Raw genomic sequence first — 20,300 nt, forward strand, 5'->3', positions numbered from 1 at the left:
GAATATGCAAAACGCTGCAATTCAAGTGAAAGGACTGCAAAAGTCCTACAAACAGCTTCACATCCTCAAAGGCGTAGATTTCGAAGTGGATCAAGGGAGTATTTTTGCCCTGCTTGGTTCTAACGGCGCGGGCAAGACGACGATTGTCAAAATACTCACCACGTTGTTGAAACAGGATGGAGGGACTGCTTCCGTAAACGGATTCGATGTTGCGTCAAGCCCCGACAATGTGCGACAGGCGATCAGTCTGACCGGACAATTCTCCGCTGTGGACGAGATTTTGACCGGAAGGGAAAATCTGATCATGATTGCCAAACTGCGATACCTCAAAAATCCGCGTCAAGTGGCGGATCACATGCTTAAACGCTTCAATTTGACAGACGCCGCCGATCGCAGAGCTTCCACCTATTCCGGAGGGATGCGCCGCAGGCTCGATATCGCCTTAAGCCTTGTGGGAAGTCCTCGGGTGATTTTCCTTGATGAGCCGACGACCGGGCTGGACCCGGAATCGCGCATTGAGGTTTGGAAAATTATCAAAGAGCTTGCCGATGGCGGTACGACGATTCTTCTTACGACGCAGTATTTGGAGGAAGCAGAGCAGCTTGCCGACAAAATAGCCATCTTGCATGAAGGCAAAATTATCGCAAACGGCTCGCTCGCGGAGCTGAAAAAACGGCTTCCATCCACAAAGGTGGAGTATGTTGAAAAGCAGCCGACGTTGGAAGAGATTTTTCTCGCCATCGTTGGCAAAAAGGAGGGAGCGTAAATGGAGACGACAAAAAAACATTTTTTTAACGATCTGGGTGTCATGCTCGGACGCTCAATGCTCCACATTTCTCGCAGTATGGACACCATCATTACAGTCACCGTCATGCCGATCGCATTCATGCTGCTGTTCGTCTATGTATTCGGAGGTGCAATTGAATCCGGAACGGATAACTATGTGAACTATCTGCTGCCAGGCATTCTGCTTATAGCCATCGCCAGCGGCGTATCTTACACGGCTTATCGCCTGTTTATTGATGTACAACGAGGTATATTTGAGCGGTTTCACACCATGCCCATTTCACGTTCCACCTTGTTGTGGGGGCATGTGCTGACATCACTGGTATCCAACGCCATATCGGTTGTCATCATTATTCTCGCAGCGCTTATTATGGGGTTTCGTTCGTCAGCGGGAATCCTGTCATGGCTTGCCGTAGCAGGCATACTCATATTGTTTACACTCGCGTTAACCTGGGTTGCGACGATTGCCGGGCTGTCCGCGAAATCCGTGGATGGTGCAACCGCTTTTTCTTATCCGATTATATTCCTGCCGTTTATCAGCTCGGCGTTTGTCCCGACTGATTCAATGCCATCGATTGTGCGTGCCTTTGCCGAAAACCAGCCGGTGACCGCAATCGTTGAATCCATTCGGGCACTACTGTCTGGTCAGCCGGTGGGCAGTAATCTGTGGGTGGCTCTTGTATGGTGTGTCGGAATTATGCTCGTAGCGTATGGATTGGCGATGCAAGTATATAAAAAGCGCGTAAGAAGCTAAAGAAAGAATAAATTCTGTTCTGCTGGTGGTGCCAGGTTTCGCGGGTACCATTCTTTTTTTTGGCGGTCATTAACGGTGCTGCGGCATCAAAAAAAGAACCTGATAACATATATCAGGTTCTTTAGTATTGCATATACAGAACTACAATGTTACAATCGGAATGCGATTCTATATTGTAAATTTTGCATAAGTATTTCATCTTATAATTTAATTATAATACGCTGATGAACTCTTGTCAAATGATTTTTTCTGAATTCATGAATAAGGAGTGACATGGAATGAACCCTTTGGTACTCGGTTTTCACGAAATGAACAATGACCAGCTTTTGCTTGTTGGCGGAAAAGGGCTGAATCTCGGGGAATTATCGAAAATTCCAGGCATTCATGTGCCCGATGGATTTTGCGTGACAACATTGAGCTACCAAAAAGCGGTTGAACACAATCCAATTTATGATGCATTACTGGATCGGCTCGCTCTGATCCAAGCAGAGGATCGGGACCAAATCGGGGAAATCAGCCACAAAGTTCGGCAATCCATCATGACAAGTGAGATCCCTACAGACGTTGCGAAAGCAGTCACGGACTACGTATCACAGTTTGGCGAAGAACAGGCTTATGCGGTACGTTCCAGTGCAACTGCCGAAGATTTGCCGCATGCCTCTTTTGCCGGCCAACAAGACACATATTTGAACATCATCGGCACAGAAGACATTTTGCAGCATATCCGGAAATGCTGGGCGTCCTTGTTTACGGATCGCGCCGTCATTTACCGGATACAGAACGGATTCGACCATAGACACGTTTATTTATCCGTCATCATACAAAGGATGGTTTTTCCCGAGGCTTCAGGTATTTTATTTACCGCCGATCCGATGACTTCCAATCGGAAAATGGTATCGATCGATGCCGGTTATGGCCTTGGAGAAGCACTGGTTTCCGGGCTGGTATCCGCTGACGGTTATAAAGTACGTGAAGGAGAAATCGTCGAGAAGAGAATTTCGGATAAAAAACTGGCGATCTATGCACGTCAAGGCGGAGGCACAGAAACGCGGCAGCTCGGTCCTGAGCAGCAGAAGGCCCAAACGCTTACGGATCAGCAAATTGTGCAATTGGCACGGATCGGAAAGCAAATCGAAGCATATTTCGGCTGTCCCCAAGATATTGAATGGTGTTTGGCTGATCAAACGTTTTATGTGGTCCAGAGTCGGCCGATCACAACGTTATACCCGATCCCTGAAGTGAACGATCAAGAAAATCATGTTTATATATCCGTCGGTCACCAACAAATGATGACAGATCCCATGAAACCGTTGGGCCTGTCCTTTTATCTGTTAACCACGCCGGCACCCATGCGTACAGCAGGAGGAAGACTGTTCGTTGACGCTACTCCCATGCTCGCTTCTGCCGCCGGCAGGGACACCCTCCTGAACGGCCTGGGCCAATACGATCCGCTGGTCAAGGACGCTCTTATGACGATTGTGGAGCGAAGGGATTTCATTCCAACGTTACCCCAAGAAGCGAACGAACAAGGTTCGGGTAAGGGCAGACCAAAAGTGCCGCATGCAGGTCATGAAGCCCAGTTGGCGAACGACCCGGACATCGTTTCCCATTTGATCAAGAAAAATCAAGCCTCCATAGAACAGTTAAAACATGACATCCAATCGAAATCGGGTTTAGATGCCATGGATTTCATTCTGGAAGATATCCAGCAATTAAAAAAACTTCTATTTGACCCGCAAAGCTCGGCCGTCATTATGACGGCGATGAATGCTTCTACTTGGATCAATGAAAAAATGAACGAGTGGCTGGGGGAGAAAAATGCAGCAGACACGTTATCACAATCCGTAACAGGTAATATTACTTCGGAAATGGGCCTCGCCCTGTTGGACGTTGCGGACGTCATTCGTCCTTATCCGGAAGTGATCGACTATTTGGAACAGGTCAAAGAGGACCAGTTTTTGGACGGATTGGCCCACGTGGAAGGTGGACGAGAGGCTCAACATGCAATCCAGGCGTATCTCGATCAATACGGCATGCGGTGTGCCGGAGAAATCGATATTACGCGAACACGCTGGAGCGAGAAACCGATCACACTGGTTCCGCTAATCCTCAACAATATCAAAAACTTCGAACCGCATGCGGGGAAGCGCAAGTTTGAGCTCGGACGGCAGGAAGCTTTGAACAAAGAACAAGAGTTATTGGAACGACTGAAAGAACTACCGGACGGGGAGCAAAAAGCCGAAGAAACCAAACGCAAGATCGACCTGATCCGAAATCTCAGCGGTTATCGGGAATATCCGAAATACGGCATGATTCATCGCTATTTCATTTATAAACAAACATTGTTGAAAGTAGCCGAGCAGCTTGTACAGGCAGAAGTGATCCGCGAAAAAGAAGATATCTTCTATCTCACTTTTCAGGAGCTTCATGCAGTCGTTCGCACAAATACGTTGGATGAACGGATCATTAGCCAGCGAAAAGCGGAATACAAAACGTATGAAAAACTAAAGCCGCCGCGCGTGATCACGTCGGATGGCGAAATTATTGCAGGCGAGTATAAGCGTGAAAACCTGCCTGCCGGAGCGATCGTTGGTTTGCCCGTTTCTTCCGGAGTGATTGAAGGGAGGGCTCGCGTCGTTTTTAACATGGAAGATGCCCATTTGGAGCCAGGGGATATTCTGGTCACGCCTTTCACGGATCCAAGCTGGACGCCATGCTTTGTTTCCATCGCAGGACTGGTTACCGAAGTTGGCGGCCTGATGACCCATGGAGCCGTTATTGCGCGTGAATATGGCTTGCCGGCCATCGTCGGCGTGGAGAAAGCTACCGAGCGAATCAAAGATGGGCAGCGGATTCGCTTGCATGGTACGGAAGGATATATCGAGGTGCTGTAACATCCAGAGTCGGTTCAAAACAGACCCCAAAAAACCGTTGATCGTTTCGGATTAACGGTTTTTTTGATCTGACAAACGTTTATGATGCTTTCTTGCATGTAATCATTAAAAATGGCATCGAAGGTTTATTGGCCATGCTTTTGTTCGGTTCGTTTATTTCCGAAATCTCGACCAGCCCGAATTTACCGAATTGATCCGTAATGGAATCCGTGTCATAGAAGAACAATTTGACGCCATCCTTGGTCTCGAAATAGTTTTGATCCAAAAGCTTGCCTGTACCGAACATCGGAGCTTTTTTGGAAATCGTGGTAAAGACCATATAACCGCCTGGCTTTAGCTGAGCATAGCAATCTTGAATGAATTTTTCTCTTTCACCTTGGTTCAATAAGTGGATCAGGGCGTGGCTGAATATGCCGTCGTAACGTTTGTCATCAAACGGCATGCCGGTTACCGAACCATGTACGATATCGATGTCAATCCCGTTTTGCCTCGCCAAATCGATGGCTGTTTGTGAAATTTCAATGCCGGTGACATCGATGCCCGCATCCATAAAAACCTTCGCGTTTCTACCATACCCAATACCCGGAATCAGCACATGCTTCACATGTTCCGCAAGAAAAAAATCTTTAGTCAACATGGCCGAATCTGCAGGTTCAAATCCCCACATCGTTTGTTTCTCAATAAAGCTGGTTTCCCAAAATTCCATGATGCGTTGATCTCCTTTCGTATCATTCGTAAGTTATGAGATGTTTGCATTATTATAGATATATAAACTCCTTAATAACTATAATTGATAATCTTCCGACTGTAAACAGTCATCGCTTAACGAAGTCCAAGTCATACCTTTACTTCAAATACCGGTAGACATTAAAGGCCAACTGCCTGGCATTCCGGATCACGGACAATTCCTCGGTGCGAATTTCGTAAAAGGGATTCATCTTTATTTCCTCCCTGTGCAATTTTTGGCTGATTTTTAACTTTCAGTAGGCGAAGCCTAGAGTCTTTATGTTGATACATTTTTCTATACTATGATATAATCAGTATTAGAACATCGAAAGGCTGGTAAATCAATGAAATTGGATAATAATAATCATTCAGTGTTCTTGTTGTATTATCATCTCGTTCTGGTCGTGAAACATCGTAGAGAAGTGATTGATGATACCGTATCTGACTATGCGAAAGAGATGTTCGTTCGATTGGGCGAAAATTACAATATCTCTTTGGTCGAATGGAATCATAATATGGACCATGTGCATATTTTGTTCAAAGCACATCCGAATACCGAATTGTCAAAATTCATCAACGCCTATAAAAGTGCAAGCTCAAGGCTGATCAAGAAAGAGTTTCCACAAGTCAGAAAGAAACTGTGGAAAGAATATTTTTGGTCAAGGAGCTTTTGCCTACTTACAACGGGTGGTTCCCCTATTGAAGAGATCAAGAAATATATTGAACATCAAGGGATGAAGTGAGGTGATTCGAGATGGCAAACAAGGCCTATCAATTCCGTCTATACCCCACACCACGACAAGAACAGCTTCTTGCAAAAACCTTCGGTTGTGTTCGCTTCGTCTACAACCAAATGTTAGCTGAACGAAAGGATACGTATGAACAATTCAAGGCTGATCAAGAAACGCTAAAGAAGCAAAAATTCCCTACCCCTGCCAAGTATAAAAAGGAGTTTGTGTGGCTCAAAGAAGTGGACAGTCTTGCTTTGGCAAATGCTCAACTTCATTTGCAGAAGGCATATCAAAGCTTCTTTTCGGGTCGAGCCAAGTTTCCGAAATTCAAAAGTCGTAAAGCAAGACAGTCCTATACAACAAATGTGGTCAACGGAAACATCATGCTCTTGGATGGCTATCTCAAATTACCGAAGCTGAAACTCGTGAAAATCAAGCAGCATCGGGAAATCCCTTCGCATCATATCATCAAGTCTTGTACGGTTTCTCGAACAAAAACGGGAAAATACTACGTTTCTATTCTCACGGAATACGAACATCGACCTGTACAAAAAGAAATACAAGCTGTTGTGGGCTTAGATTTTTCCATGAGTGCCTTATATGTGGATAGTGAAGAAGGGAAGACAGCCAATTCCCCTCGTTTCTACCGCCAAGCATTGGAGAAATTGGCAAAGGAACAGCGTATTTTGTCACGCAGAAAGCAAGGTTCTCAGCGTTGGCACAAACAGCGTTTGAAGGTAGCGAAGCTACACGAAAAAATTGCCAATCAGCGACGAGACTTTCTACATAAAGAATCGCACAAATTAGCGAAACGGTATGATTGCGTGGTCATTGAAGACCTCAATATGAAGGGAATGTCACAAGCCCTCCATTTTGGCAAAAGCGTTTCTGATCAAGCATGGGGCATGTTCACGAGGTTTCTCCAATACAAGTTAGAGGATCAAGGAAAGAAGCTGATCAAAATCGACAAATGGTTTCCATCCTCCAAAACGTGTTCAAGTTGCGGTCACATCAAGGAGTCCTTATCTCTTTCTGACCGTATATTCCACTGTGATTGTGGTTTTGTGGCAGATCGAGACTGGAATGCTTCGATCAACATCAAAAACGAAGGACTGCGAATGTTAGCATAAAATGATATAGAGCATGGAACAGGCTCGGGAAGCTAAGTCAATTTCGTACCGATAGGTGCGATTACCTTAGAAGCCCCCACCTCAAAGAGTTTGCGTAGGTGGAGGGTAGTTCACTGTGTTATGTCTACATCCTCCGCCATGGTAAAATTCAAGTGTATGACGCATGCAAGCGATTACAAAAGAGAGGCAGAATCAATCTGGAGCAGCGAAAGCGATAACTTGCATTTAACGAACTCAAGAGTGGAGGGGCGTTCCGTGCGAAAAAGCAAAACGTTTTACAATATCTTTGTTCCCATTCTGCTCCTCAGCGTGGGCATCGTTGTTTGTTTCGGGAGCTATATTTATATTTCCACCACGAAGTCCGTGATCGAACGGCTCGGAGAGGGACGCCAAAGTCTCATCATGCAGGTCCGCAATACATTGGAGCAGAAAATTCAGACGATCGAATATGCTTTCGCCACATACAGCACAACGCCATCGTTCCGCACGGTGATCGACAGTCCGCTGACCGGACAGGATTACGAAGCCTATCGGGAATTGAACTCCCAATTGGGTTATATCGCAACGATGGGCCTGGATGGTATCCAATATACGCTGGTAAGCCTAAAGCAAAACTGGAGTCTGTCCAACGGATCCTTAACCCGGATGACTGACACCGAAAAAGAAGGATTGCAGCACCTATTCGCCGATGCCGACGGCAAAGGGCTGTATTGGACCAAAACCGAAGACGGTATTCGGTTATTACATGCCTTACCCGTATATTCCAAGGAAAAAGAAGCGATCGCCATGTCGGATATTTCGCTCCGTACGTTGAATCTTTCGCTGCAGACCCAACCTGATGCCGCCATCTACATATTAGACAAACAAGGAGAGCTGTTATACGCAAGCCAGACGGAGCAAAAGGCGCTGTCGAGCGAGCAGATGGGGTGGATAAGCAGTCAGACAGTGAGCGAACCGCGTGCAGGGCAAATGGAAATTCCCGACCCGTCCGGTGGAACCTTGATCGGATTGTATGCCCGCTCGGCCTATAATGGTTGGACCTATGTCACGCTTCTGGATCAGAAGGAAGTCAGCCAGGCTTTAACGACGACCCGTGTCGGCCTCATTGTCATGGGCGTCGTGATTTTGGGCTTGATGGTCGTTCTTGCCTACATCATCTCGCTTTATCTTGCCAAGCCTTTTCGCAAAATCCGGCATAGTCTTGGGAACCGTTCCGAGAGAACGATCAGGGACGAAGTCGACTGGATTATTCAATCGATCGATTCCATCGTGTCCGAAAACCAAAGTTTGGAACAGCTGATGCATCTGGAGAAGCCGAAGCTGGAAACGCAGTTTGTGCTTAATGTGCTGCAAAATCGGCTGACCCGCGAGGAAATGGCGGATAATCTGGAGCGGTTCGGTTACCGCATCACTACCGATGTTCTGTTCGTCACCATGCTGATTCAGATCGATCGCCGCGGGGAAGGCCCCCTGGCTGACAAAGATACGCTGCTCCTCGCAGTAAACCAACTTGTACAGGAGGTCGTGCCGGAATCCGGGCGAATGCTGCCGGTAGTGCTTAATGAACGAACGCAGGCAACGCTGCTCTACTTCGAAGCCGAACGAGCACGGGAGATGCGGGATGTCATGATGGCTTACGCCAAACAAGTGATCATGTTGGCCCGTGAGTATTGGTCGGCTTCCGTGAGTGTAGGCATCAGTGCTCCTTACGGAGATCTGATGAACAGCCGCGAGGCATCGGATATGAGCCTCGAAGCGTTGTATCAACGCCTGAAGCTGGGCAAAGAGTCCGTTATTTTCTATGAAGACATTTCCCGCAGCGGAGGACCGACATTGCTGCATTACCCTACGGAGCTGGAAACCCGTCTGTTCGACGCCATTCGGTTAGGGGACAAAGAAGAAGTGTCGCGCACGTTATATCCGTTCTTGGCCGACATGATGAAACATAGTCCGAACCCGATGAACCTGGAGATCACGCTGATCCGCTTTGTGAACAATTTGATTCAGCTGGAGCAGCTGATCGGGGCCGAGATATTGCTTACGCAAACCAATTCCACGTTGTATCACAGGCTGCTGAATACGCTGAATCCGGAAGAGATCGAACATATTCTCGTTCATGAAGTCATCTATCCGATGGTCGCGAGCATGCAGGAGAGAGCCAACCAGCAATTCCGTTCCATCGCGGACCGCATGGCATCCATCGTTCGTACGGAATATGACCAGGACTTGTCGCTTGAATCCATCAGTGAGCGTTTGCATTACACGCCCAACTATCTAAGCAGCATCTTTCGCAAGGAATACGGCACAACCTTTAGCGAATATCTCATGAACTTCAGACTGGAAGTTGCCCGCAAATGGCTGGTGGATACCAACATGCCCGTAAAAGACATCGCGGAACGCCTGGGCTATCAGAATTCCCAAAATTTCATCCGCTCTTTTCGCAAAAAAGAGAATCTGACCCCCGGTGCATACCGGCGGATGAAGATGGAAAGCTGACCAGATTTATATTGCTATATTCATCCGCAAAAAAAACATACACACGTTAACGGAGAGGCAGAACCAATCTGGAGAAGCGAAGCGGTCTAAAAGCTTTCTGAAAGAAAGCTGCGTCGGAAGCATAGGCTTATCACCGGATTTTCCCCTTTGAAAAAGGGAATTTGAAAAAAACCGGGGATAACAGCGATCGGAAGATGGTACTGCACTCGCAGTGCCTTGTGTGATTGTTTAGTGTGATTTATCGAAATCCCCTCAGGTTGCATACCCGAGGGGATTGTTGTCTGCCGGCTCGAAACGGAGCGACATGAAACGAAACATATGAACGGCTCATCCTTTCACCGAACCAAGGAGGGCACCCTTCGTGAAATGCTTTTGCACGAAAGGATAGGCGATGAGCATCGGTATGGTAGCCACAACGATGACGCTCATCTTGATCGTTTGGGACGGCGGCACGATGTCCACGGCCGAGCTGTTGCCTTCCATGCCACTGGAGACGATGACGATCTGACGAAGCAGCACCTGCAGCGGCCACATTTTGGATTCGTTCAGATACAGAATGGCATTCATATACGTGTTCCAATAGGACACGCCGTAGAACAAGGAAAGCGTGGCGATCGACGGCAGGGCAAGCGGAAGCATGATCTGCAGCAGTACGCGAAAATCATTGGCCCCGTCCATCTTCGCCGATTCTTCCAGACTGTCGGGGAGAGCCTGAAAGAAATTGCGCATAATGATCAGATTGAACGCATTGATTGCAGTCGGAATGATCATCGACCAGTAGGAATCGATCAATCCAACGGCTTTAACGACCAGAAACGTCGGGATCATGCCCCCACTGAACAACATGGAGAAGACGATCAGAAAGTTAATGAAGTTTCTGCCCAGAAGATAGCGGCGGGAAAGTCCGTATGCCATGAGTGCCGTCAGCGTCATGCTCACGATGGTCCCCGCAACCGTAATGAAAACCGATACGCCAAGCCCTTTGAAGATGGTAGGTGTAGAGAAGATGTAGCGATAGGCATCCAGCGAGAAGGTCGTCGGGAATAAAATGAATTTCTTTTGCACGATTTCTTGCGTAGATGCGAAGGAGCTGGCAACGACATTGACGAAGGGCAGCAGACATGCCAGGGAAAAAAGGAGCAGCAGCGTATAATTCATAACATTGAATACGATGCTGCCGATGCTTTCTTTTCGGAGTGCGGATTTGGACAACATGGTTGTTCCTCCTTGATGGATAGTGGTGTATGCCCACCATAACAACGGTGAAAGATTCCGTATATAATCATCACCTACGGACATTGGAACAGGGCTTAATACCGAATCCGGGCAGAAAACATCGACGATAATCCGGGAGTTGAATAATAATCATGAGCTACGATCGACTTCGATAAAAATCGGAAAAAAGCCCGTGTTATGAGGAATCCTGCAACCGCAGTAGCTAATGATTATGTACGGAATAGCTTCCATGACATATGCTTGGGAAGCAATCAACCACGAATCCAGATCAAGGAGGTCAGCAAGCAGTGAAAGAGCCAGATTCCACAGTCGTTCCATTGCAACGCAAGGTATACGGAAAGTCCGGCCTAAACCATTACTTAAGAAACGCGGCATCCAACAAACTTCTTTACTTAATGATTCTTCCCGGCTTTGTGTACTTCGTCATCTTCAAGTATTTTCCGATGGGCGGCCTCATCATTTCGTTCCAGGATTATCAGCCGTTTCTCGGGATCAAGGACAGCCCGTGGGTAGGCTTCAAACATTTTATCCGCCTGTTCACGGAGCCCACCTTTGCCCTGCTGCTTAGCAATACGTTGATTTTGTTTGCACTGGAACTGATCATTTTCTTTCCGATTCCGATCATTCTGGCTTTGATGATGAATGAAGTAAGACATAAGCTGTTCAGAAATTCCGTGCAAACCATCGTCTACATTCCGCATTTCATGTCTTGGGTCATCATCGTTTCGATTACGTACGTGTTCTTGAGCGTGGATGGCGGCGTTGTCAATGAACTGATTGCTGCCTTCGGAGGCACCAAAATCAGCTTCCTGACATCGCCCGAATGGCTCCGCCCGATGTACATTTTGCAGATTATATGGAAGGAAGCCGGATGGTCCACGATCATTTACTTGGCGGCGATTACCGTCGTGGATACGCAGCTTTATGAGGCGGCAGAGATGGATGGTGCATCACGCTTGCGCAAAATGTGGCATGTGACCTTGCCGGCCATTCGTCCGGTCATTATCACGCTGCTCATTCTCAAAATCGGAAATACGCTTGAACTCGGCTTTGAGCACATGTATTTGCTGTTGAATTCGCTGAACCGGGAAGTGGGAGAGATTTTCGATACGTACATCTTCACGGCAGGTTTAAAAAACGGACAACTAAGCTTCAGCACAACGGTAGGGCTGTTCAAAGGGTTGGTAGGGCTCGTTCTTGTCATGTTTGCAAACCGGCTCGCCAAAAAATTCGGCGAAGACGGTGTCTACTAATTGGGGGGATCTCGCCCATCTAACTACAATCACGAAAAGGGGAATGAACCATGAAATTTGGCTATGCAAAGTTGATAGCGCTTACGATTTGCGGCAGTCTGATGCTCTCCGCGTGCTCCGGAGGGAAAAGTGAAACAGGAACCAATGCCGATGGCAAAACGACCATTACTTGGCTGAACATCATGCATACGGCTTCGCCGCCAACGGACACGGTGCTTGACAAAATCGAAGAGCTGACGAATGCGGATATCCAGTTTTCCTGGATACCGGATGCTTCGAAGGAAGAGCGCCTGAATACCTCGCTGGCTTCGGGTTCCCTGGCTGATATCGTTTCGCTGACGATTCTGGAAAACTCGTCGGTTCGAAACGCGCTAAAAGCCGGAGTTTTCTGGGAAGTTGGACCCTATCTGGATGAATTCCCGAACTTGAAAGGAATCTCCCAAGACATGCGGAATTCCGCTTCCATTGAAGGAAAGCTGTACGGGATCCCGATGCAAAAACAGGTTGCGCGCAACGGCGTCATCATTCGCAAAGATTGGCTGGACCGACTCGGATTGCCTGTGCCCAAAACGACGGCAGAACTGATGCAGGTAGCCAAAGCGTTTACCGAACAAGATCCTGACGGCAATGGGGTCAAAGACACGACAGGGTTCATGGACCGCAGCGATCTCGTGTTTGGAGCATTCAAAACGCTGGGTTCCTACTTCGGAACGCCTAGCAGCTGGGCCGTCAGCGAGGATGGCAAAGTGACGCCCGAATTCGAATCGGAGGGGTACATCCAGGCGATGGATTTCATGAAGGAGCTGTATGACAACGGCTACATCAATCAGGATTTCGCGGTCACGGCGAAAAAGGATCAACAAGAGGGCTTCGCGCAAGGCAAAGCCGGCATTTACGTAGGCGCTTTATTTGATAGCAAAGGTCTGCTTAATCTGGCCAAAGGCGTTCAAGATGACATGGAACTCGTTATGGTGAACGATATCACGTCCACGGGCAACGAAAGCGATCGGGCCATTTGGTCCACATCCAACGGCGTAGGCGGACTGCTTGCGTTCCCGAAATCGGAGGTGAAGGACGAAGCCGAATTAAAGCGGGTGCTGAAATTTATGGATGATCTCATGAGCGAAGAAATCTACACGTTAATGACGTATGGCATCAAAGACGTGCATTACAGCCTGGATGCCAACAATGGAGCGACCATCATTGACACCAAGCTTTGGGAGCAAGAGGTTCAACCCTTTTCGTCATCCCGGCCCAACGAGAACGGATACAGCATTCAGGATGCAGACCCGCTGCGCATCGAATCCACGCGTTTGATCGAGGAAAACACCAAGTATGCCGTGCTCAATCCGATGTACTCGCTGGAATCGCCGACGTTTTCGGAGCAAGGCTCCGAATTGCAAAAGATTATTACGGATGCCACCTATAAATACATTCTGGGCAAAACCGACCTGAACGGCTTCCGAGACGCGGTGAACACTTGGAGATCATCAGGCGGCGACAAAATCATTGCGGAATACGAGGCGGCATACCAAGCCGTGCAGGGGAGCAAGTAAAGCAGAACAATAAGGAGAGTCAACGGCCCGGATCGTACGTTCAAAGGAGGATTGACGAAACGGGCTTTTTTAAAGATGCAGCGAGTTCATATCTTGTTCATTGGCTGTGCCTTCATTCGCTAAGGAGGTGATGTTTGGCTGCTGAAAGGTTGGCTGCCTCTCGGCAAACACGGCATTGAACCGAATAGACGATACCGGAGGAGGAAGATTCTTTTGAAAAGGATTGTGTCACTCGTTTTGGTCATATCCATGCTATTCAGTCTGCTTCCAGCGATGGCTGCTGCGGAAGAAGCGAACGAGGCCGGTTCATTGCCTGCCTTTCCCGGAGCTGAAGGCGGCGGAAAATATGTAACCGGCGGCAGGGGAGGCGCGGTGTACGAAGTAACGACCTTGGCGGATTCCGGCCCCGGTTCCCTGCGCGAAGCGGTCAGTCAAAATGACACTACAGTGGTGTTCCGGGTCGGCGGCACGATTCATCTTGAATCCCCGCTGGCCATCACGGGCTCCAACCTTACTCTTGCGGGCCAGACGGCTCCCGGCGAAGGCATCACCGTTTCGGATTATTGGACCACGTTTCAAGCCGATAACATTATCGTGAGACATATGCGTTTTCGCCTTGGAGACAAACATCCCAGCGAGGATGACGTGTTCGGTGGGCGTTACCACAAAAACATTATCATCGACCATTGCTCGTTCGCTTGGTCTGTCGATGAAGTACTCAGCATGTACGTCAACGAAAATACGACCGTACAATGGTCCGTCATTGCCGAAAGCATGCTGATGACTACCCACCAGAAGGGAAGACATGGCTACGCGGGCATCTGGGGCGGCAACAACGCTTCTTTCCATCACAACATCATCGCCCACAACGTAAGCCGTAACCCGAGATTCGCCGGTTCCCCCGGTTTCAACACCGAATCGTACAACAACGTCGTTTATAACTGGGGATTTTTCTCAGCCTATGGCGGTGAAGAAGGCAATTATAATTTGATGAACAATTATTACAAATACGGGCCAAACACGTATCGTTCGGCTCGGGATCAGGTTTTTCTCGATGTGAGCCCCAATACACGCCTCTATGTCGGAGGCAATGTCGTGGACGGTTTCCCTGAAGTCACGGCAGACAACTGGCTTGGCGTCGGCGAACTGGCAAACCCGGAGTCCAAATTGTCCTCTCCAGTGGAGATGGCCCATCCTTCGCCTGTTGACGATGCAGAAACCGCATATGAACGCGTCCTTGCCGAAGCGGGAGCCGTTCTACCCCGCAGGGATGCCATCGATGCCAGAATCGTGAACGACGTCAAAAACCGCACCGGGCAGCACATCAATTCGCAAAAAGAAGTCGGAGGATACCTCGAATTCGAGGAAGCCGTATCCACGTTGGCTGATCGTGACCGCGACGGCATGCCGGATGATTGGGAAATCAGCATGGGGCTGAATCCCGATGATCCGAACGACCGGAACGGAATACACGAATCCGGTTATACCTATCTTGAAGTTTACCTGAACGGCATTGTCGGCAACGGCTCGGCCAACCCGGCAGTGACGATCGATTCGCCTGCCAACCATACCATCACGACGGAAGGAGCTTCTGTCGAGATCACAGCTTCGGCATCCGATTCAGACGGTACGGTGTCCAAGGTGGAGTTTTACCAAAACGACCTCAAATTAGGTGAAGATGATACGGCTCCGTATACCTTTACATGGGAAAATGTTCAGGACGGAACGCACTATCTGACGGTTCGCGCCATCGACGACACAGGAACGGCGACCCAATCCAACAATGTCACGGTTCATGTCCATAAAGAAAGCGACATTGCCCCATGGCAATCCACGGATATCGGGACGCCGGGCATTGCCGGACATACGCAGATCGGTTCAAGCGTGACCGATATCACCGTCAAATCGGCAGGCGATATTCATGGAGATGCTGATCATTTTCATTACGCTTATCAAACCTTGGAAGGCAACGGCGAGATTGTAGCCAAGGTGGAACGCGTAACAGCCACGGATGACGGAGCGGAAGCCGGCGTGATGATCCGTGGCGGGCTGGAACCGTCTGCTCCATTTGCCGCACTCATGGTCTCTTATGCCAAAGGCGGGCAAAAAGCGGTTGGATTGACACGTGAAAACGCGGGAGAAAATGTTATCTACAAAGAAACGGAAACCTTTATCGGCCTCCCTTACTGGGTAAAGCTCGTTCGGCTCGGGGATCGGGTGACCTCGTCGGTATCCAAAGACGGCAATGATTGGTCTGTCACGGATTCCGTCTATTTCTCCAAGGATGAACCGGTATACATCGGTCTGGCTGCAGACGCGTCCAAGCCGGACGACGAGGTGGATAAACTGAATACGTCGGTGTTTTCGAATGCTGCAGTCCATGAGCTACCTGCCGATTTCCCATTGCCACCGAGCCATCTTTCTGCAGAACCCGGTCCCAAATCCGTGGTATTAACATGGGATGAGGTGGAAAACGCAAGCTCGTACTCGGTATTCCGCTCCGAAATTTCCGGCGGACCTTATACGAAATTGCAGCAGGGCCTCGGCTCCAATTCATACACAGATTCAAATTTGACGGTGGGCAAAACGTATTACTATGTTGTCAAAGCCGAGAATGACAAGGGCATCAGCCTGGATTCGAGCGAAGCCAGCGCCGTGCCCGAAGGGGATTTGGAAACGATCTATTATATCGACGAGGACTTTGAGGAGCAGGAGACCGATACAACGCCAACGGGATATGTAGTGTCGCCGGATCCGCAGGATGCAGACCACAAAGTGGTCATCGCAGGCGTTCCTTCCGGAACAAGCGGCAACTCATCGGCCAAAGCGTTGATGCTCTACGACAATGCGCCGGGCACAACGCAATTCATTCGCGCGTTCCAGCCTCAGCAGGGAAACTTTGTTTTCGAAACGGATATCATGTCGCCGGGATGGCCGGGAACTTCATATCTCCTGCAGCTGCAGAACAGCTCGGGAAGTCGTACGGCGCTATCCATCGAAATCCGCAAACCGTCCGCTCCCGTGGCCGAAGATCAGTATACGTTGGTGTACAAAAAAGACGGAGCAGATCACAAATTGATGGATGTGCCTGCCGCCAATCAATGGTACAACCTGAAAATCACGGTCAATGCCGCCTCTCAGAAAGCCGATATTTATATCGACAACGTACGCGTTGCGGACAACGTTCCTTTCCAGGCCGACGTAACCGGCGAAGGAATTGGCCGGATTTCGGCAAGAACGCCGGGCACGGGCAAAGGAACCATTTATTACGACAACATTCGCCTCTATGTTGAACCCGTCGCCACGCCCAAGGGACTCGTGGCCCAGCCCGGGAACGGCATGGTCCGGCTGGATTGGGAAGAAACGGAGGGGGCTTCGACGTACAATGTCAAACGCAGCGATCAACAAGGTTCCGAGCATGAACTTGTCGCTTCGAACGTGGCCGAAACCCATTATATCGACGAAACCGTCGTCAATGGCACGACCTATTCTTATGTGATCACTGCAACAGGCCCGTTAGGCGAGAGCGGACCTTCCAACCAAGTCCAAGTGACGCCATCGGAAGATGCCGTAAGACCGGATGCCCCCGAAAACTTGCAAGCCTTGGCGAGAGATTCTCAAGCAGAGCTGACATGGCTGGGGGTGGACCAGGCGAGTTACTACACGGTTAAACGCGGTACCCGGGAAGAAGGCCCTTTTGTCACCGTGGCTTCCCGCACGACGCGGCCTTTCTATCGGGATGGCGGATTGGAGAATGGCACGACATATTATTACGTCGTGTCTGCGACCGGCATCGGAGGAGAGGGAGCTGATGCCGTCCCGGTCGCCGTGACGCCGACGGCAGCGTTGTCCACGCCAACAGCAGCAGTAGAGTCGCTGCCGAATGCGGTCCGTCTTGTATGGGAACCGGTGGAAGGAGCGGCAGCGTATCTCATTAAGCGGGCAGATTCGGCGGAGGGGCCATATGAAATCATCGCTGAAGGCGAAACAGGAACCTCCTACACAGACACCGGCCTTCGAAATGGCCAGCCATACTACTATAAAGTAGTTGCGGTGAGCGGTCATATACACAGCTTGGATTCAACAACGGCGGGAACCCGCCCCGCCGCGAATGACGGCACGCCTCAAATCCCGTCGGGGCTCATGGCCGAAGCGCAGGACGGCGGCGTTGTTCTCCGTTGGAACGAAGCAGAGGGGGCAGACGGTTATGCCGTTAAACGCAGTCATTTGCCGGAAGGACCGTTCGTACCGATTGCCTCGGATTTGAACGGGACAACGTATACCGATTTAGAGCTGGACAATGGCAGCACGTACTACTATGTCGTCACGGCGCACAATGAGGCAGGGGAAAGCATGTCGTCCGTTCCGGTATCGGAAATTCCTGCGCCCGTACTGACCGTGGCTTCCGATGGCAGCGCGCAATTCGAACGGGTTCAGGATGCCATCGATGCGGTGCCGGATCAAAGTCCGACGCCGACCATCATCCGGATTCAGGATGGAACATACCGCGAGAAGCTGAACGTGCCTTCCAGCAAGACGAATTTGCGGATGATTGGCGAGAGCCGTGAAGGAACCGTCCTGGTCTACGGCGATTCGGCCAGCACGCTGGATGCGGCCGGCAACCCGCTGGGTACTTCGAACAGCTACAGCTTCCGGGTGCAAACGAACGATTTTACGGCCGAACATCTGACGATCCAGAATGATGCCGGCGACAATGCCGGGCAGGCCGTGGCCCTCTTTGCCCGCGGCGACCGTCTCGTGTTCCGGGATGTCAGCCTGAAGGGATGGCAGGATACGCTCTACGTCAACGACGGCAGACAATACTATGTGGATAGTTACATCGAAGGCGACGTCGATTTTATTTTCGGCAACGCAGCGGCAATGTTCGAGAACAGCATCATTCACAGCCTGAGCAGCGGCTATGTGACGGCAGCTTCGACGGCTGAAGGAAAACCCGGTTATGTGTTCCTGGGCAGCCGAATCACGGCCGAGCCGGGCCTAACCGGCAAAGTGGCTCTTGGAAGACCATGGCGGCCTAATGCCAACGTCGTCTACATCAACAACTACATGGATGATCATATCAGTCCGTCAGGTTGGAACAATTGGGGCAATACAGATAACGAACGGACGGCCCGTTTCGCCGAATACGCCAGTTATGGTCCGGGTGCGGCGGCCAAAAGCCGTTACAACTGGTCCAGCCAGCTGACGGCAGAAGAAGCGGCCGAATATCTTCCTGCCCGGCATTTGGCCGGAGACGACGGCTGGAATCCTGCTTCTAAACTTTCATGGGTTGACGCCAACAGAGAGTTGTCGAAGGTATTCGTGGATGGCGAGCCTGTAGCGGATTTCGATCCGACTCGCAAGCAATATTCGTTGGTGGTTGCAGATGCAGGTGTGCTGCCTGTCGTGACGGCGGAAGCCGCTTCTGCGAAGGCCAAAGTGCACATTGAGCAGGCCGATTCCATGCCTGGCCAAGCGACGATCCGGGTTACGGGGCAAGACGGCGGCGAGTCGGAATATGTCATTCATTTTACGGGTGGGGAAGAGCAGGATACAACACCGCCAACCCTGCGCCTGAAGGTGAACAAACCGATCCTGAAGGCCAAGGGGAACAAGCTGGAAACAATCCGGGTCACTGCAAATGCCGAAGATGAAGGATCTGGCGTTGCTTCCATCCTCCTTGTATCGATTACAAGCAATCAGCCTAAGCAGGGGAAAGGGAAGGGAAACTCCTCGCCTGATATTGTAGGAGCCAAGTATGGCACGCCCGATTATGAATTCAAGCTTCGTGCCGAACGATCGGGGAAAGGCAAAGGAGAAGACCGCATTTACACGATCACTTACGAGGCAGCGGATCATGCAGGGAACAAAACGAGATCTTCCGTTACGGTAACGGTCAAAAAGTAAGATTTACATGGCATAATAAATGGTTCACTTGCATTGAAATGAAAAGCCGCTAATCCAATTTAGCGGCTTTTTGTCTATGTCTGCCAAACCATGCAATTCAAAGTCTTGAAGAAGAGCGGCTTCGTGACAAGAGTCATCGGACTCAACCCTTTTGTTGAATCCTATAAACGCAGCTTCTTCCTCCCGCTAAAATATACTCTACCCGCTCAACGGCAACGTCATTTCCGAGAACGTGATGAAACAATTGCAGTTCGTTCTTGCATAAACCGGTGCAGGCCGCCGCTGCTTCACAAATCGGGCAGTGCTTCTCGATAAACAATAGACTGCCATCGTCTTCTTGCTTGATCTCCGCCATGTACCCTTCATTGGTTCGAACTTCCGCCAGTTTCTCCAGTCTCTCTTCGATGACAGAAGTGTCGCCGATGTACTCCAAATATTTTTCTTGCATTTTTTTATTCCGGACGGTCAGCAGTTTATCCATGCCTTCGCTTCCGAAAGCCTCTTTCATCGAATGGATCAGACTGAGCGATAAATCTGAATAGCCGCTTGGGAAAAAACGATCCGCTGCAGGCGTTAATCTCCATAGCTTGGTTGGCCGGCCCATCGGACGAGCCTCTTCTTCGTATGTAACCAATCCTTCTTCCTGCAAGGCATTCAAATGTTGGCGAATCGCCATTCCTGATAACGAAAAATGAGCAGAAAGGGCTACGACATCCATTCCCGCGTGTTCTTTTAATTGATTGATGATGGCCCTCCGAGTACTCGTGGAGGCATCTTTTTTCGTTTGGTTTCGACTCATGTAGACCTCCGCTATAAACCATGATATCTAAG

At 49.6% G+C, this 20,300-nt stretch carries 12 protein-coding genes; 9 read left to right on the plus strand and 3 right to left on the minus strand.

Annotated features, from left to right (window positions below):
• Positions 1–4: 4 nt before the first annotated feature.
• The 3 genes from SNR34_RS15175 to ppsA all read left to right on the plus strand — a co-directional run bounded on the left by SNR34_RS15175 (position 5) and on the right by ppsA (position 4,434).
• Positions 5–766 carry an ABC transporter ATP-binding protein gene (locus SNR34_RS15175; protein ID WP_343260622.1) on the plus strand — a complete coding sequence of 254 codons (762 nt, stop codon included), beginning with the start codon at positions 5–7 and terminating at the stop codon, positions 764–766.
• Positions 767–1,540, plus strand: coding sequence for an ABC transporter permease (locus SNR34_RS15180; protein WP_486182310.1), 774 nt, complete (start codon positions 767–769; stop codon positions 1,538–1,540). It begins immediately after the preceding gene.
• Positions 1,541–1,818: 278 nt separating this feature from the next.
• Positions 1,819–4,434, plus strand: coding sequence for a phosphoenolpyruvate synthase (gene ppsA, locus SNR34_RS15185; protein ID WP_486182311.1), 2,616 nt, complete (start codon positions 1,819–1,821; stop codon positions 4,432–4,434).
• A 79-nt stretch (positions 4,435–4,513) separates the two neighbouring features.
• On the opposite strand, the gene SNR34_RS15190 is transcribed toward ppsA, so the two are convergent.
• Positions 4,514–5,140: a class I SAM-dependent methyltransferase gene (locus SNR34_RS15190; RefSeq protein WP_486182312.1), complete on the minus strand. Its 627-nt coding sequence runs from the start codon at positions 5,138–5,140 to the stop codon at positions 4,514–4,516.
• A 364-nt stretch (positions 5,141–5,504) separates the two neighbouring features.
• Between SNR34_RS15190 and tnpA the strand changes: the two genes are divergently transcribed.
• From tnpA to SNR34_RS15205, 3 genes are all read left to right on the plus strand, one after another.
• Positions 5,505–5,903, plus strand: a complete 399-nt coding sequence (tnpA, locus tag SNR34_RS15195; protein WP_236414023.1) for an IS200/IS605 family transposase — start codon at positions 5,505–5,507, stop codon at positions 5,901–5,903.
• Between the two features lie 11 nt (positions 5,904–5,914).
• Positions 5,915–7,021 (plus strand): RNA-guided endonuclease TnpB family protein, encoded by a 1,107-nt coding sequence (locus SNR34_RS15200; RefSeq protein ID WP_486182313.1) that lies wholly within the window; start codon positions 5,915–5,917, stop codon positions 7,019–7,021.
• A 255-nt stretch (positions 7,022–7,276) separates the two neighbouring features.
• Positions 7,277–9,517, plus strand: coding sequence for a helix-turn-helix domain-containing protein (locus tag SNR34_RS15205; RefSeq protein WP_486182314.1), 2,241 nt, complete (start codon positions 7,277–7,279; stop codon positions 9,515–9,517).
• A gap of 327 nt (positions 9,518–9,844) precedes the next feature.
• On the opposite strand, the gene SNR34_RS15210 is transcribed toward SNR34_RS15205, so the two are convergent.
• Positions 9,845–10,732 (minus strand): carbohydrate ABC transporter permease, encoded by an 888-nt coding sequence (locus tag SNR34_RS15210; protein WP_236414029.1) that lies wholly within the window; start codon positions 10,730–10,732, stop codon positions 9,845–9,847.
• A gap of 416 nt (positions 10,733–11,148) precedes the next feature.
• Here SNR34_RS15210 and SNR34_RS15215 point away from each other — a divergent pair, with 416 nt between their 5' ends.
• From SNR34_RS15215 to SNR34_RS15225, 3 genes are all read left to right on the plus strand, one after another.
• Positions 11,149–12,006 (plus strand): ABC transporter permease, encoded by an 858-nt coding sequence (locus tag SNR34_RS15215; protein ID WP_236414353.1) that lies wholly within the window; start codon positions 11,149–11,151, stop codon positions 12,004–12,006.
• A gap of 50 nt (positions 12,007–12,056) precedes the next feature.
• The gene (locus SNR34_RS15220) at positions 12,057–13,562 is read left to right on the plus strand and encodes an extracellular solute-binding protein (RefSeq protein WP_236414030.1); all 1,506 of its coding nucleotides are present in this window, start codon (positions 12,057–12,059) and stop codon (positions 13,560–13,562) included.
• Positions 13,563–13,775: 213 nt separating this feature from the next.
• Positions 13,776–19,469: a pectinesterase family protein gene (locus tag SNR34_RS15225; protein ID WP_486182315.1), complete on the plus strand. Its 5,694-nt coding sequence runs from the start codon at positions 13,776–13,778 to the stop codon at positions 19,467–19,469.
• Between the two features lie 142 nt (positions 19,470–19,611).
• Here the strand turns inward: SNR34_RS15225 and SNR34_RS15230 are convergent, their stop codons facing one another.
• Entirely contained in the window at positions 19,612–20,268 is a 657-nt protein-coding gene (locus tag SNR34_RS15230; RefSeq protein ID WP_486182316.1) for a helix-turn-helix transcriptional regulator, read from the minus strand.
• Positions 20,269–20,300 lie beyond the last annotated feature (32 nt).

The sequence above is a fragment of the Paenibacillus sp. XP01 genome (genome assembly GCF_057364885.1).